This is a genomic window from Guyparkeria sp. SCN-R1 (assembly GCF_003932495.1).
Classification (GTDB): domain Bacteria; phylum Pseudomonadota; class Gammaproteobacteria; order Halothiobacillales; family Halothiobacillaceae; genus Guyparkeria.
This window is the reverse complement of sequence record NZ_QZMT01000007.1, coordinates 1-15,284: the sequence shown is the minus strand read 5'-3', so window position 1 is coordinate 15,284 and position 15,284 is coordinate 1. Positions and strand designations below refer to the sequence as shown.

The 15,284-nt window shown below is 64.2% G+C and carries 15 protein-coding genes; 4 read left to right on the top strand and 11 right to left on the bottom strand.

Features of this window, described 5'->3' with window-relative positions; all coding sequences use genetic code 11:
* Positions 1 to 109 precede the first annotated feature (109 nt).
* Complete coding sequence (locus D5687_RS05455) at positions 110 to 820, top strand: hypothetical protein (protein ID WP_125198762.1); 711 nt, start codon at positions 110 to 112, stop codon at positions 818 to 820.
* 46 nt (positions 821 to 866) lie between these two features.
* Here the strand turns inward: D5687_RS05455 and D5687_RS05450 are convergent, their stop codons facing one another.
* The 11 genes from D5687_RS05450 to D5687_RS05400 all read right to left on the bottom strand — a co-directional run bounded on the left by D5687_RS05450 (position 867) and on the right by D5687_RS05400 (position 11,604).
* On the bottom strand, positions 867 to 2,468 hold the full coding sequence (locus tag D5687_RS05450; protein WP_125198761.1) for a peptide chain release factor 3: 1,602 nt from the start codon (positions 2,466 to 2,468) through the stop codon (positions 867 to 869).
* Between the two features lie 64 nt (positions 2,469 to 2,532).
* The gene (rimI, locus tag D5687_RS05445; protein ID WP_204742145.1) at positions 2,533 to 3,000 is read right to left on the bottom strand and encodes a ribosomal protein S18-alanine N-acetyltransferase; all 468 of its coding nucleotides are present in this window, start codon (positions 2,998 to 3,000) and stop codon (positions 2,533 to 2,535) included.
* A complete protein-coding gene (locus tag D5687_RS05440; protein WP_125198760.1) occupies positions 2,997 to 3,521 on the bottom strand; it encodes a hypothetical protein in 525 nt (174 codons plus the stop codon). Before D5687_RS05440 ends, rimI begins: the two co-directional genes overlap by 4 nt.
* Before the next feature lie 19 nt (positions 3,522 to 3,540).
* Positions 3,541 to 5,088: a 2-isopropylmalate synthase gene (locus D5687_RS05435; protein WP_125198759.1), complete on the bottom strand. Its 1,548-nt coding sequence runs from the start codon at positions 5,086 to 5,088 to the stop codon at positions 3,541 to 3,543.
* A 235-nt stretch (positions 5,089 to 5,323) separates the two neighbouring features.
* A complete protein-coding gene (pssA, locus tag D5687_RS05430; RefSeq protein ID WP_125198758.1) occupies positions 5,324 to 6,103 on the bottom strand; it encodes a CDP-diacylglycerol--serine O-phosphatidyltransferase in 780 nt (259 codons plus the stop codon).
* A 42-nt stretch (positions 6,104 to 6,145) separates the two neighbouring features.
* The gene (gene ilvC, locus D5687_RS05425; protein WP_125198757.1) at positions 6,146 to 7,162 is read right to left on the bottom strand and encodes a ketol-acid reductoisomerase; all 1,017 of its coding nucleotides are present in this window, start codon (positions 7,160 to 7,162) and stop codon (positions 6,146 to 6,148) included.
* 55 nt (positions 7,163 to 7,217) lie between these two features.
* Complete coding sequence (gene ilvN / locus D5687_RS05420) at positions 7,218 to 7,718, bottom strand: acetolactate synthase small subunit (RefSeq protein WP_125198756.1); 501 nt, start codon at positions 7,716 to 7,718, stop codon at positions 7,218 to 7,220.
* Positions 7,719 to 7,730: 12 nt separating this feature from the next.
* A complete protein-coding gene (locus D5687_RS05415) occupies positions 7,731 to 9,431 on the bottom strand; it encodes an acetolactate synthase 3 large subunit (RefSeq protein ID WP_125198755.1) in 1,701 nt (566 codons plus the stop codon).
* A gap of 391 nt (positions 9,432 to 9,822) precedes the next feature.
* Complete coding sequence (locus D5687_RS05410; protein WP_125198754.1) at positions 9,823 to 10,770, bottom strand: hypothetical protein; 948 nt, start codon at positions 10,768 to 10,770, stop codon at positions 9,823 to 9,825.
* Between the two features lie 207 nt (positions 10,771 to 10,977).
* Positions 10,978 to 11,214 carry a sulfurtransferase TusA family protein gene (locus D5687_RS05405; protein ID WP_125198753.1) on the bottom strand — a complete coding sequence of 79 codons (237 nt, stop codon included), beginning with the start codon at positions 11,212 to 11,214 and terminating at the stop codon, positions 10,978 to 10,980.
* A gap of 69 nt (positions 11,215 to 11,283) precedes the next feature.
* Entirely contained in the window at positions 11,284 to 11,604 is a 321-nt protein-coding gene (locus tag D5687_RS05400; RefSeq protein ID WP_125198752.1) for a rhodanese-like domain-containing protein, read from the bottom strand.
* Between the two features lie 436 nt (positions 11,605 to 12,040).
* Between D5687_RS05400 and D5687_RS05395 the strand changes: the two genes are divergently transcribed.
* From D5687_RS05395 to soxA, 3 genes are all read left to right on the top strand, one after another.
* On the top strand, positions 12,041 to 13,438 hold the full coding sequence (locus D5687_RS05395) for a M48 family metalloprotease (protein WP_158611761.1): 1,398 nt from the start codon (positions 12,041 to 12,043) through the stop codon (positions 13,436 to 13,438).
* A 329-nt stretch (positions 13,439 to 13,767) separates the two neighbouring features.
* Positions 13,768 to 14,151 (top strand): sulfur oxidation c-type cytochrome SoxX, encoded by a 384-nt coding sequence (gene soxX / locus D5687_RS05390; RefSeq protein ID WP_125198750.1) that lies wholly within the window; start codon positions 13,768 to 13,770, stop codon positions 14,149 to 14,151.
* A gap of 57 nt (positions 14,152 to 14,208) precedes the next feature.
* Entirely contained in the window at positions 14,209 to 15,069 is an 861-nt protein-coding gene (gene soxA / locus D5687_RS05385; protein WP_125198749.1) for a sulfur oxidation c-type cytochrome SoxA, read from the top strand.
* Positions 15,070 to 15,284: the final 215 nt, after the last annotated feature.

The window sequence follows — 15,284 nt, the reverse complement described above, 5'->3', positions numbered from 1 at the left end:
CAGCGACTTGCCCGTCGCGCGCCGGGCTGATTAAATCCGGGCTCGTGTCGCGACTGTCGGTCACCTATCCGATCGAACGCCCCCATCCCTCGAGTCTTCTGGAATGCCCATGCGCCGCCTTGTTACCGCCCCCCGATCCGTCGCCCTCGGCGCAACCCTCCTGGCCGGCCTGCTGGCCGGCTGCGAGCCCACCCCGCCCGAGCACCCGTTCCTGCCATGGGACGTCGAGGTCAACGATCGCGGGCAGGTAGCGGTGTTCGGCGTGACGCTGGGTGAGTCGACCCTGCTGGATTTCAAGCGACGCTATGACCAGAAGGCGGATCTGGCGATCTTCGCCCAGCCCGGCGAGCCGCTGTCGATGGAGGCATTCTTCGGGCGCATGAACGTCGGCCCGCTGACGGCCAGGGTGGTCCTGGTGGCCGAGGTCGATCCGGAAACGCTGGAGCGTTGGGCGGGGGAGTCGCGCATCGCCGACCCGACGCCGAGCGGGGCACGCAAGCTCTCCATGTCGGACGAGGCCCTGGTGGAAGCGCAGGACAAGCCGATCCGCTCGATCAGCTACGCACCCAGCGCGGACTACGAGGAAGAACTGATCAGCCGGCGTTTCGGCGAACCGGACGACAAGCGCCCGATCCCCCGCGGCGAGCGCGACGAGGACGAGCCACCGGCGATGCTGTGGCTCTACCCGAAAAAGGGACTGGCCATCACGGTCGAACCGGACGAAAAGGAATTGTTCCAGTACATCAACCCGGAACACTTCGACGAATTGGTCGAGCACACGCTCGGCGGCAATCCCGAGGGGGATCCGCAGGACCATTGATCCGCCGCGGGTCCGTGGCGACCTCCGCGGCCAGAAGCCGGCTGGCTTACTCGGTGCGGTAGTCGCCGTGCTCGCGGGTAGCGAGGAAGCGCACCTCGGGCCAACGCTCCTGGGTCATTTGCAGGTTGACGCGTGTCGGCGCGATATAGACCAGCTCCCCGGCGTGATCGATGGCCAGGTTCGCCTGATTCTTGTTCTTGAATTCCTCGAAGCGCTTGGGATCGTCGCATTCCACCCAGCGGGCGGTATTGACGTTGACCGCCTCGAAGCGGCAGTCGACGTTGTACTCGTCCTTGAGGCGCTGGGCCACCACGTCGAACTGCAGCACGCCCACCGCCCCCAGGATCAGGTCGTTGTTGGTCATCGGCCGATAGAGCTGGGTCGCCCCCTCCTCACACAACTGCGACAGGCCCTTGAGCAGCTGCTTGGACTTGAGCGGGTCCTTGAGCTGCGCGCGGCGGAACAGTTCCGGGGCGAAGTTGGGGATGCCGGTGAAGGCGAGCTTCTCGCCCTCGGTGAAGGTATCCCCGATGCGGACCGTGCCGTGGTTGTGGATGCCGATGATGTCGCCGGCCTGGGCGGTTTCCAGCCGCACGCGGTCGGAGGACATGAAGGTCAGCGCGTCCGGAATCTTCACGTCACGCCCCAGACGCACGTGGTGGGACTTCATGCCGCGGCGGAACTCGCCCGAGCAGATGCGCAGGAAGGCGATCCGGTCGCGGTGCTGCGGGTCCATGTTCGCCTGGATCTTGAAGACGAACCCGGTGAACTTGTTCTCCGAGGGTTCGACCGTGCGGCCGGTCGCCTCGCGCGGCTGCGGTGGCGGGGCGTACTCGACGAAGTCGTCGAGCAAGGATTGCACACCAAAATTGTTCATCGCCGAGCCGAAGTACACCGGCGTCTGTTCGCCCCTGAGGTAGGCGTCGAGATCGAACTCGTCGGCCGCACCCTCCACCAACTCCATCTCCTCGCGCAATTCGTCGGCCTGGGTGCCGAGACGCTCGTCGAGCAGGGGGTTGTCGAGCCCCTTGATCGCCTCGACGGCCTGGTCGCGGGTGCCATCGGCCGAGCCGAAGAGATAGGTGGTGTTCTGGGCAATGTGATAGATGCCGCGAAAACGCTTGCCGCTGCCGATCGGCCAGGTCACCGGCGCACATCGGATGTTCAGAACGGTCTCGACCTCGTCGAGCAGCTCGAGCGGGTCACGGCCTTCGCGGTCGAGCTTGTTGACGAAGGTCATGATCGGCGTGGTCCGCAGGCGGCAGACCTCCATCAGCTTGATGGTGCGCGCCTCGACGCCCTTGGCCGCGTCGATCACCATCAGGGCCGAGTCGACCGCGGTCAGGACGCGGTAGGTATCCTCGGAGAAGTCCTCGTGGCCCGGGGTGTCTAGCAGGTTGACGATGCGTTCGCGGTAGGGGAACTGCATCACCGAGGAGGTCACCGAGATGCCCCGCTCCTTCTCCATCGCCATCCAGTCGGAGGTGGCGTGGCGGCCGGATTTCTTGCCCTTGACCGTGCCGGCCAGCTGGATCGCACCGCCGAACAGCAGCAGCTTTTCGGTCATGGTGGTCTTGCCCGCGTCCGGGTGCGAGATGATCGCGAAGGTCCGGCGGCTGGAGTAATCGTTTTCGGGGGTAATGCTCATGGACTCTCGGGTCTGCAATGACAGGGCCCGTCATCACGCCGGGCCGATGGAACAATGATTGGGGCTACAGCAGGCAGCGCATCACGCGTGCGTCCTCCCGGCCGTCGGGGGCCGGATAATACGCCTTTCGGTGACCGATATCCGTAAACCCGGCGGACTCGTAGAGGGCGATGGCCGCGGCGTTGCCGGCACGCACCTCGAGGATCACGCAGCCGGCATCGCCGGCGCCCGCCGACTCGAGCAACCGCTCGAGCAAAAACCGCCCCGCCCCGCGCCGCTGGACGGCCGGATCGACGCACAGGTTAAGCAGGTGCCACTCGTCGAGCACGGTCATGACCACCGAGTAGCCAATCAGTTGCCCGCGCGAAAAGGCCCCGTCGAGCCGATAACCGGCCCGCAGGCAGTCCTCGAAGATCGCCTCGCTCCAGGGGTATGGATGGGCCGCCTCCTCGATCGTCACGATCTCCGGCAGGTCTTCGCCGGCCAGCGCGGCCCAGTCCCAAGCCGGCATGACCGCGGACTCGGCCCTCATCCGCGCGCCCGCCGGCCACGGGCCACCAGGGCCCGCCACAGCCGACGCTTGGCTGACCCGTCGCCGGCCAGGGACGCCAACTCCCAGGTTTCTCCCCTAACGGTCACGGTATCGCCACCCTCGCCGCTTTCGCAGGCCAGACCCGCAATCTGGGCAATCGCCTCGGCCAGTACCCGGTGGGGGGAGTCGGCCGCGAGACACAACCGGTCGGTCAGCACCTCGTCGGCCGGCTCGGCCGGGGCCGGGGTCGGGGCCGCCTCGGCAGCGGCAACGGGCTCTTGCCGAGGCCGCTCGTCATCTGCCCCGTCGGGTACCGGGGTCGGGACATCCGCCGAGGCATCCATCGGGGTTTCGTTCGGGTCAGTCTGTGGCGCAGCCCGGGCCTCGACGGGCGCATCGCTGATCGGCTCTTCGCCATCGGCGGGCGATTGCAAACGGGCCGGGCGCACGCGCCCACTGGGGCGAAAGCCCTCGATACCCAGCCACCCCAGGGCGGTCTCCCGATCGACCCGCAAGGCCATGCTCAGACCTGGCTCCGCATCACACGTCACCCATCTGTGGATGGGCGCGCTTCGGGGGATGCTCGAGGCGCTCGATGGCATTGAGATAGGCCTTCGCCGAGGCAATCACAATGTCCGTATCCGCGCCCTGCCCCGTGACGATGCGTCCGGCACGCTCGAGGCGGACGTTGACCTCGCCCTGGGCGTCGGTGCCACTGGTGATGTTGTTCACCGAGTAGAGCTGCAGGTTCGCGCCCGAGGCGACGATCTTCTCGATCGCGGCCAGCGCGGCATCGACCGGGCCGGCACCGGTGGCCGTCGCGGTCATCTCCTCGCCGCGGATCGAGGCGGTGATGGTCGCCTCCGGCGTCTCGCCGGTCTCCGAGCAGACGTGCAGTGCGACCAGGCGGAAGGCCTCTTCCTGCTCGTCATAGACCTCCGAGACCAGTGCCTGGATGTCCTCGTCGAAGATCTCGCGCTTCTTGTCGGCCAGTTCCTTAAAACGACGGAAGGCATCGTTGAGCGCCTCCTCGCTCTCGAGCTCGACGCCCAGATCCTTCAGGCGACTCTTGAAGGCATTGCGCCCGGAAAGCTTGCCGAGCGACAGGCGGTTGGTCGACCAGCCGACGTCCTCGGCACGCATGATCTCGTAAGTCTCGCGGTGCTTGAGCACGCCGTCCTGGTGGATGCCCGACTCGTGGGCGAAGGCGTTGGCGCCGACGATCGCCTTGTTCGGCTGTACCGGGTAGCCGGTGATGGTCGAGACCAGCTTCGAGGTGGGCACGATCTGGGTGGCGTCGATGCGGGTCGACACGCCGTAGATGTCCGGCCGGGTGCGGGTGGCCATGACGACCTCCTCGAGCGCGGCGTTACCGGCCCGCTCGCCGAGACCATTGATGGTGCACTCGACCTGCCGGAACCCCGAGCGCACCGCGGCCAGCGAATTGGCCACGGCCAGGCCGAGGTCGTTGTGGCAGTGCGTCGACCAGACCACCTTCTCCGAGCCCTTGACCCGCTCGATCAGGGTCGCCATCTGCTCGCCCCATTGGCCCGGCGTGGCGTAGCCGACCGTGTCGGGGACGTTGAGCGTGGTCGCGCCGGCCTCGATGACCGCCTCGAACACCCGCACCAGGAAATCCATCTCCGAACGCACCGCGTCCTCGGCGGAAAACTCGACGTCGTCGGTGTACTCGCGCGCGATCTTGACCGCGTTCACCGCGTGGCCGACCACCTCGTCCGGCGTCATGCGGAGCTTTTTCTCCATGTGGATCGGGCTGGTAGCGATGAAGGTGTGGATACGCCGCCGCGGCGCCGGGGACACCGCCTCGCCTGCGCGACGCACGTCCTTTTCGCCGGCGCGTGCCAGCGAGCAGATCGTCGAGTGTTCGACGTGTTCGGCGATGGTGCGAATGGCGTTGAAATCGCCTTCGCTGGCCGCGGCAAAACCGGCCTCGATCACGTCCACGCCCAGTCGCTCGAGCTGACGGGCGATGCGCAGCTTCTCGTCACGCGTCATGGACGCGCCCGGGCTCTGCTCGCCGTCGCGAAGCGTGGTGTCGAAGATGATCAAGGAGTCACTGCTGCTCATGGCATAAACCTCAAAAGTCACCGCCGGGCAATCCCGTCGGCATGTCGTTATCTAGTCGGTAGTCGCGTGGGTCGCCTCGCCAGGCCTTCGTCAATAGCCCCAGCGGGGCAGTCGCAGCAGCAGCGACGAGCCGACGGCGCACAGCCCCACCACCGGAACGGTGGCCGGGAGGGAGAAACAGGCTGTGCGCAAATGACGGCTCATGACTGCAAGGTAACGACGCGGGCGGCGCGATTCAAGAGACCAGGCGTTTGATGCGCCGACGCAATCCCCGCGAGAGCGTCCACAGCGGCGCCGAGAGCGCGTAGGCACTCGCCAGCACCCACAGTGTCAGGGCGAAATCCTTCAAGAGCAGCACGAACACGATGATCGCGATTGGCAAGCTGAGGAAAGAAACGCGCAGACGTGGTGAGAGCCGCTTGCCGCTGAAGTACGGGAAGCTCGAGACCATCAACAGCCCGGTGGTGATGGTGATCACCCAAACCCAGCCCTGCTGGGCCTCGAAGGGAATGCCGTGCGCCTCGAAGAACCACACCATGCCCATCAGTACCGCCGCGGCCGCCGGCGAGGCCAACCCCACGAAGTAGCCCTTGTCGACCGTCTCCACCTGCACGTTGAAGCGCGCCAGGCGAATGGCGGCCGCCGCGGCAAACACGAACGCGCCGAGCATGCCCCAGCGATCGCCCATGCCCTGCAGGCTCCACAGGTAGACAATGAGCGCCGGGGCGATGCCGAACGAGATCACGTCGGAGAGCGAGTCGTACTGGATGCCGAACTCCGATTCGGTGCCGGTCATCCGCGCCACGCGGCCATCCATGCCGTCGAGCAGCATGGCAACGAAAACGGCGATGGCCGCCGGGACAAAGTTGTCCTGAACGGCCATCACAATCGCGAAAAAACCGGCGAACAGGGCGCCGGTCGTGATCAGGTTGGGCAGAAGGTAGATCGCCTTGCGCCGCCGATGGTCATCCTGCCGGTCGGCCGGTTGCTGCTCGGTCTGCGTCTCGTGATCCATGTTCTGCCCCTCCCGGGATTGCCTCGTGCGACGGTCCCGCGATCAGTTGCGGGACTTGTCGACGATCTTGTTAGCGCTGATCCACGGCATCATGCCACGCAGGCGCTCGCCGACCTGCTCGATCGGGTGCTCGGCGTCCTGGCGACGACGTGCCGTCATTGAAGGGTAGTTCAGTGCCCCCTCGTTGATAAAGCGCTTGGCGTACTCGCCGTTCTGGATGTTGGCCAGCGCCTCGCGCATCGCCTGGCGGGACTCCTCGTTGATCACCTTCGGGCCGGTGACGTACTCACCGTACTCGGCGTTGTTGGAGATCGAGTAGTTCATGTTGGCGATGCCGCCCTCGTACATGAGGTCGACGATCAGCTTGAGCTCGTGCAGGCACTCGAAGTACGCCATCTCGGCCGGGTAGCCCGCCTCGGTCAGGGTCTCGAAGCCGGCGCGGACCAGCTCGACGGTACCGCCGCACAGCACGGCCTGCTCACCGAACAGATCGGTCTCGGTCTCGTCCTTGAAGGTGGTCTCGATGATGCCGGTACGACCACCACCGACGCCGGAGGCGTAGGACAGCGCAATGTCCTTGGCCTTGCCGGAGGCGTCCTGGTGGATCGCGATCAGGTCCGGAATGCCGCCGCCACGGGCGAACTCGGAGCGCACGGTATGGCCCGGGGCCTTCGGCGCGATCATGATCACGTCGAGGTCCTTGCGCGGGGTGACCTGGTTGTACAGGACCGAGAAGCCGTGGGCGAAGGCCAGCGTCGCGCCTTCACGCAGGTTCGGCTCGATCTGGTTGGCGTAGATCTCGGCGTGATTCTCGTCCGGGGCCAGCATCATGACCACGTCGGCCCAGGCGGAAGCCTCCTCGATGGTCTTGACCGTCAGGCCCTCGCCCTCGGCCTTCTTCTGCGAGCCGGAACCGGCGCGCAGGCCGATCACGACCTCGACACCCGATTCCTTGAGGTTCAGCGCGTGGGCGTGGCCCTGCGAACCGTAACCGATGATGGCGACCTTCTTGCCCTGGATCAGGGAGATGTCGCAATCCTTGTCGTAATAAACCTGCATGAGATGTGTCTCCAGTCGAGTGGTATTGGAATAAGCAAAAAGAAATCGGCGAGGCTCAGACCTCGGGAACCAGCATGCCGCGTGGCCCGCGCGAGATGCCCAGCGCGCCCGAGCGCACGATCTCGACCACCGGGATCGAGCCCAGCGCGTCGATGAAGGCATCGAGCTTGCTGCCCGGGCCGACCAGCTGAACGGTGTAGCTGGACTCGGTCACGTCGATGACCTGGCCGCGGAAGATGTCCGCCAGCCGGTAGACCTCCTCGCGCACGGCGTCGAAGGCCTGCAGCTTGACCAGCATCAATTCGCGCTCGATGTGCGCGGTGTCGGCCATGTCCTGGACCTTGACCACGTCGATCAGCTTGTTGAGCTGCTTGACGATCTGTTCGATCACCTGCTCGTCACCGCTGGTCACCAGCGTCAGGCGCGAGAGCGACTCGTCGTGGGTCGGCGCCACGCACAGTGATTCGATGTTGTAGCCACGTGCCGAGAACAGACCGGCCACCCGCGAGAGCGCGCCGGCCTCGTTTTCCATCAGGATCGAGATGATGTGTCGCATGTCAGGCCGCCCTCACAGCAGGATCATTTCGTTGAGGCCCGCACCGGCGGGAACCATCGGGTAGACGTTCTCTTCCGGATCGGTCTGGAAGTCCATGAAGACCAGGCGGTCCTTCATGGCGAACGCCTCCCGGAGCGCGCCCTCGACGTCGGAAGGCTTCTCGATGCGCATGCCGACGTGACCGTAGGACTCGGCCAGCTTGACGAAATCCGGCAGGGATTCCATGTAGCTCATCGCGTAGCGACCGGAGTAGAAGAACTCCTGCCACTGACGGACCATGCCCAGATAGCCGTTGTTGAGGCTGACGATCTTGATCGGCAGCTGGTACTGCAACGCCGTGGACAGCTCCTGGCTGCACATCTGGATGCTGCCCTCGCCGGTCACGCAGGCAACCTCTTCGTCGGGAAACGCCCACTTGGCACCCAGCGCGGCCGGCAGGCCGAAACCCATCGTGCCCAGACCACCGGAGTTGATCCAGCGATGCGGCTTGTTGAAGCCGTAGTACTGCGCGGCCCACATCTGGTGCTGGCCGACATCGGAGGTGACGAAGGCATCCCCGCCGGTAACCTCCCACAGCTTCTGCACCACGTACTGCGGCTTGATGATCTCGTCGGACCACTTGTACTCGAGGCACTTCATGCCGCGCCACTGCTCGATCTGGTCCCACCAGGACTCGAGCTCCTTGGTCTTCTTCGCGCCGCCGGCCTGGTTGACCAGTTCGATCATCTCGGTGAGCACCGACTTGACCGCGCCGACGATCGGCACGTCGACGATCACGTTCTTGGAGATCGACGACGGGTCGATGTCGACATGAACGATCTTCGCGTGCGGGCAGAACTTGGACAGATCCCCCGTGACGCGGTCATCGAAGCGCGCGCCGATGGCGATCAGGACATCGCAATGATGCATGCCCATGTTCGCCTCGTAGGTGCCGTGCATGCCGAGCATGCCCAGGAACTGCTTGTCGTTCGCCGGGTAGGCGCCCAGGCCCATCAGCGTCTGCGTGATCGGGTAGCCGAGCTTGCGCGTGAAGTGCGTCAACTCGTCGGCGGCGCGACCCAGGATGACGCCGCCACCGGTGTAGATCATCGGGCGCTCGGCGTTTACGATCAGGTCGACCGCCTTGCGGATCTGCCCGGAATGCCCCTTTTCGGTGGGCTGGTAGGAGCGCATCGCGACCTTTTCCGGGTACTCGAACGGCACCTTGACCTTCGGGTCGGTAACATCCTTGGGGATGTCGACCACGACCGGGCCCGGGCGACCGGTGGTCGCCACGTAGAAGGCCTTCTTGATGGTCTCGGCCATGTCACGCACGTCCTTGACCATGAAGTTGTGCTTCACGCAGGGACGGGTGATACCGACGTTGTCGACTTCCTGGAAGGCGTCGTTGCCGATCAGTGCGCTATGCACCTGGCCGGTGAAGACCACCAGCGGGATCGAATCCATGTGCGCGGTGGCAATGCCGGTGACGGCGTTGGTCGCCCCCGGACCGGAGGTAACCAGCACCACGCCCGGCTTGCCGGTGGCACGGGCATAGCCGTCGGCCATGTGGACCGCGCCCTGCTCGTGGCGCACGAGCACGTGATTCACATGCTCCTGCTGGTACAGGGCATCGTATATATGAAGGACCGCCCCACCGGGGTAGCCGAAGACCGTATCGACCCCTTCCGACTTGAGGCACTCGACCAGGATTTGACCGCCGGATAATTCCACGAGAGTACTCACCTCGAAACTTGCGCGTTTCACTAAATAAATGACTTGACGATCGACTCGACGGTGGACGAACCACCGGAGCGAGCGTCCGATTTCGGGGTAACCGTCCCCGCATCCGGGGCACGCCCCGGATGGTCATCCACTTCTCATTGAGTTTGCTCGAAAGCAAAGAGTGCAACGCGATCAACGCAGCCCATGACGACGGCAGCCCGCCCGGGCGGCGAGATCATCGCCGGCCGAGCAGGCTGCCATCAACCGCGGATGCGCCCGTTAGGGCCCGGCGGTCTCAATCGTAGACCTGCCAATATAACGTGTTATTGGACAGATTTCACCACTTTGGGCGCAACGCAGACGCGCGCGACGAGCGGCATCGGCCGATCGCCGCCCGAGTTCAGAAGGTACCGAAGCCTCCACCCGAACTCTGCTCTTCCTGCTCGATCTCGCCACCGACCACTTCAAGCATCAACTTGTTGATGGCATCGGGCGCCTTGCGCAGTTTAAAGAACGAGGCATCGCCGCCCATCATGGGCAGGTCCGGGAAGAACAGCGCCATGCGAAAACGCAGGCTCAGGGTCTCGGCCTCGCTGCCATCCAGCAGCACCGGGTGCGGCAGGAAAGCGTAGCCGCGCGGCGCGCCAACATCGACCGCTTCCACCAGCGCCGCGCCGTTCGCGTTCGGATCGTCGGTGTGCATGCCGACACCGTAGACCACCTGGTCCCGACCCGGAATGCGCACGCGGTAGACGAGTTCCGTGCCCAGTTCGCCGTTATCGGCCCGACTGGCGATCTGCCGATCGGCGGCATTGAAAGAATCAAATCCGCCGAGATCAACCGGGTCCTCGAAGGTCTCGAGACCAAAGGCGTATTGATAGGTGCGCAGATTGGTGCTGGATATCGGTTCGGCACCGAAATAGCCGGTCGCGCCGAGTGCACGCGCCATGGCCTGGAACACGGGCTCGTTGTCCGACTCCAGACGGTAGCCGTGCGCAACGTACTGCGGATGCTGGTAGGAGACGCGCGTATCGTTCTCGGTTTGTTCGAGCGCCACGCTCAGAACCGAGCCGTAGCCACCTCGCGAACTGCGCGCCGCCGTGTCGAGCAAGGTGTCATTGGTCACTACCAGGACACGCACGCCCTCGGTGGGCACGTAGTCACCGACCACCTCGAAGCCCTCGGCGACCAGCTTCTCCCTTGCGGTCTCGGCAGACGCTGTGACATCGCCCGGCAACGCCGCGCCTTCGATAAACGGTTGAAATTCGGCCCGGACCAGTCCGGAAAACAGCAGGCCAAACATGAAGATGCCTGCCAGCAGCAGGCGATTCGGGTGGGCATTCCCCATGGCTCATCACTCCCTTGTGTCAAATTCGTTCTGTCGTTGTTGTTGTCATTGACGATTCCGACAATACGCCAGAACCCCCGCGAACGCCTACCCCACCCGGCATCATCCGCCCGGCTGTCTCACTGGAGCAACGGCACTCACTCACAACACAACGACATGAACCCCATCCCTGGGGCCATCGATAGCCGCCGAATCATTACGGCGGCACTACTCGCCGCGAATCAACTCGACCCGCAACTCGTCTCCCTGCCACTCGAGCGCCACCAGCTCGTGGCCGGCGCGCTCGCAGTAGGCGCGAAAATCACTCTCCGCCCCGCGGTCCGTGGCCAGCACCACGATCCGCTGCCCCGTCGCGGCCGTTGCCAGCGCCTTGCGCACCTTGAGTAACGGCATGGGGCAGGACAGCCCCCGGGCATCCACCTCGATCGGCGCTTCTTCAGTCATCGACATTCGCTCCGGCAATGACAAAACGGGACCGGGCAACCCTCAAGCCCGGGCGGTCAAGGGCAACGCTTATTGCGTCGGCGCCACCAACGGCAACCCCGAGCCGGCCCAATACATGACCCCGCCCTCGAGGTTGAAGAGTCGATCGATGCCCTGACCTGCCAGGAACTGGCAGGCCTGCGCCGAACGCGCCCCGCTGTGGCAATAGATGACCACGTCACGATCGCCGCGAAAACGATCCACGTTCATGGGCACCAGATGCAACGGCACCAGGGTGGCCCCCTCGATCACGCCGCGATCCGTCTCGGCGGGGCCGCGCACGTCGAACAGGGCGACCTCGCCGAGGCGCGCGTTCAATTCATCGGCACTGATGCTTTCGTAGGCTGCCATAATCGTCTCCAGACTGGTTCACTAGGGAAACTCTGTACGAATGCCGTACCGCTCTGCGTGCCTTGATCACGAACGGCTCGCCAGGCCAGAGTGGCATGGCATCCGTGCAGAGTTTCCCTATCAATCGCGGCAGTTTAGCGGCGAGCGCCGCATCGCGTCCATCCAGACCCCCTTGCCCAGATCGGAATCGAACGCCAATCCGGGTGTGCCTCGCCAAGGCCAGTTGAACCGGGCCTCGACGACACTATCTTTCGACGAGGCGCCGCCATTCGCCAAATGGCACGCAAAGGTAGTGCATCGCCCCGGCTCGGGCCGAGCCGGAATGACACGCGAGGCAACGATCCCTTTTATACACTCCGGAAACCCGCACCCGGCCAGGCGGTCCAAGCGCAAGCGAAAAAGCATGAACCACGGGAAGCACCACACGAAACCCATGATGCGACACCTCTTTACCCTGCTGCTGGCCGTCTTGCTGCTCACCAGCCTGCCCGGCCGCGCCCAGGCCCAGCTGCCGGAGCTGGGCAACCCGGTCGACACCGTGCTCTCGCCTGACGAAGAGCGCCAGATCGGCGCGGAGGTGTTTTCCCAACTGCGTGCCCGCGGCGGCGTGATCGAGGACCCCCTGCTCGACTCCTACCTCAATGATTTGGGCATCCGCCTGATGTCATCGGCCTCCGGCACGCGCTTCGCCCCACAGCTGGTCATCGTCGACAACCCCATGATCAACGCCTTCACCGTGCCCGGGGGATACATCGCCGTATTTTCGGGCTTGATGCTCACCGCGGAGAACGAAAGCGAACTGGCCGGCGTGGTCGCCCACGAAATCGCGCATGCCACCCAGCGGCACATCGCCCAGATGGTCGCTGCCCAGACCGGCAACAGCATGACCGCCGTGGCCGGTTTCATCGCCGGCATCCTGCTGGGCGCCGTCGACCCCCAGCTCGGTGCCGCGGTTGCAACGGCCGGCATTGCCGGGGCGGCACAGAACGCGATCAACTACACCCGCATGCACGAGCGCGAAGCCGATCGGATCGCGATCGATACCCTGCGTCGAGCCGATATGGACCCACGCGGCATGGCCAGTTTCTTCGAGACACTACAGAGACGGGCCGGCGCCAGCCCCGGGCGGCAGTTCGAGTTCCTGCGCACCCACCCCATGAACAGCGAGCGCATCAGCGCCATCCGCGACCGTCTCGCCGGCCTGAACAATGACCGTTTCGGCGCCAACGACAGCGAATCGTTCCGGCTGGCCCGGGCCCGTTTGGCGGCGCTCACCGGGCGCAGCGGACTCTCTCTGGACGAACCTGAAGAGACCTATCGCCAGGCCGTCGCCGCCCAGCGCCAAGGCAACCACGACCAGGCCGTCGAAAAACTGCGTCCGCTCTACCGCGACAACCCGGGCAACCGCTGGTACGCCCTGCCACTGGCGCGGGCACTGAACGACACCGGCCAAACGCAGGAGGCCGACCGCGTCCTCGCCGATCTGATCTCGCTCTACCCCGGCGACAGCACCTTGTTGCGGGTCGAGGTCGACTGGATGCTCGACCGAGGCGATGCCAAGACGGCCTACCAGACCGCGCGCCAGGCCGTCGAAGATCGCCCCAAGGATGCCGAAGCGGCCCTGACACTCTCGCGAGCGGCCAGCGCCGCCGATCGCCCGCTCGAACACCACGAACAACTGGGCCGTTACTTCCTGCTCAAGGACAACCTGGTCGCTGCCCACCAGGAACTGGAGACCGCCTACACCCACACCGCGGACAACCCGCGCGCCCAGGCCCGGATCGAATCAACCCTGCAGGAAATCGAGCGACTCGCCGGCCAGACGGAAGAGTGAACCTGCGGTTTTTGCAGGAAAATCGATGGATCAAGCCTGCCAGCATGGGCCGGGCAGCATGCCCAGTGAACCCAAACCCTTCCCGACGCGCCAACTCGGCAAAAGCCACGGCGATGTGGTATTAATGAACGCGCAAACCGCCTCATGGCGGGGGTGGCGAGACGATGGAATTTCAACAAATGCTAATAATCATTCCATCATGTCGCCATAAATTATTTTTTATTGTCTCGAGTGTTCAGGCCACTAAAGTGGTACACGTCGATTCGATGAATGAGACAACTCACCAAGGAATCTCGGCGCTGACACAGCGACCGCAGAGGAGGATAACAATGAAGAAGTTCACATCCGTGATCACCACGGCAGGCGCTGCCGCACTGCTTGCGGCCGGCTTGAGTTTCTCTGGCGCCGCTACCGCACAGAATGATGAAGGCCTGTCCGATTCCGCCCAGAAGGGCAAGGAAATCGCCTTCGGCCGTGGTGCGGGCAACTGCCTGGCATGCCACCAGATGAAGGGCGGCAACCTGGCCGGCAACATCGGCCCGGCACTGATTGCCATGAAGGCCCGCTATCCGGAGCGTGAGGACCTTGAAGCAGTCCTCCATGACCCGCGCGACAAGTTCGGCGATCAGACCATCATGCCGCCGTTCGGGGCCAACAAGATCCTGAGCGAAGAGGAAATCAGCAACATCGTTGACTACCTCTACACCCTGTAAGCACAGGTCTCAGGGATCAATAAAAGCTAAGACCCGAATCACAAGGAGATATCCATAATGAAACGCCTGTTTTCCAGCATGATCGCCGCCAGCGTTCTGGCTACCGGCGGCGCGATGGCCGAGCCGGCCAACCCGTCCGATCCGGAAGAGTTCCGCCAGATGATGGTTGAGTTCTACCAGGAGCGTTACCCGGACGTCCCGTTCGAGGAATACAACAACGGTGTCTACGCCATCGATGAAGATGCCCGCTCTCAGTGGGAAGGCATGATGGTGTTCCCGGAGACCGACCAGTACATCGCTGCCGGTGAAGAGCTCTGGAACGAGTACCGCCTGCCGAACGGCAAGCCGCTGTCTTCCTGCCTGGGCGAGGCCAAGGGCCTGCGCGCCAAGTACCCGTACTTCAACGAGAAAGACGGCGAAGTGCACAGCCTGGGTCTGGACATCATCAACTGCCAGAAGAATGCCGGCGAAGACGCCGACAAGGTCTGGGATCCGAAGAACAACTACAAGAAGTTGGCCAACGTGCTCGCCTACCTCGCTAGCGAGTCGAACGGCATGACCAACAACGTGCAGATCGACAGCGAAGGCGCCAAGGCTGCCTACAACCGCGGCAAGGAAGCATGGTTCCGCCGCACCGGTCGCCTGGACAACTCCTGCGCCGACTGCCACCAGTACCACGGCGGCAAGTACGTCCGCGCCGAGCACCTGCACATGAACCTGGGTAACACCACCCACTTCCCGCTGTTCCGTTACAGCAACGGTAGCATGTTCACCCTGCACAAGCGTATCTACGGCTGCTTCCGCGACACCGGCACGGTGCCGTTCGCGCAGTACTCCCCGTACTACCGCGATCTCGAGTTCTTCATGTCCTACAACGACAACGAACTGGAGCTCAACGGTCCGGGCATCCGCAAGTAATCCATCGGATTACTCGGAACCAGAAAAGCAGGCTTCGGCCTGCTTTTTTTGTGCCCGACGAAAACGCGCATTAGGACCGGACTGGCCGACAAGGGCCGTCAAGCCGACGTTCTCACGGTCCGGCATAAGTATTTTTTCTATCGTCGGGCAGGTCAGTATGGGTAGCGTCCCGGGAAGTGGTGTAAATCTGGCGGGGTGAGGAGGCCACCGTGGCC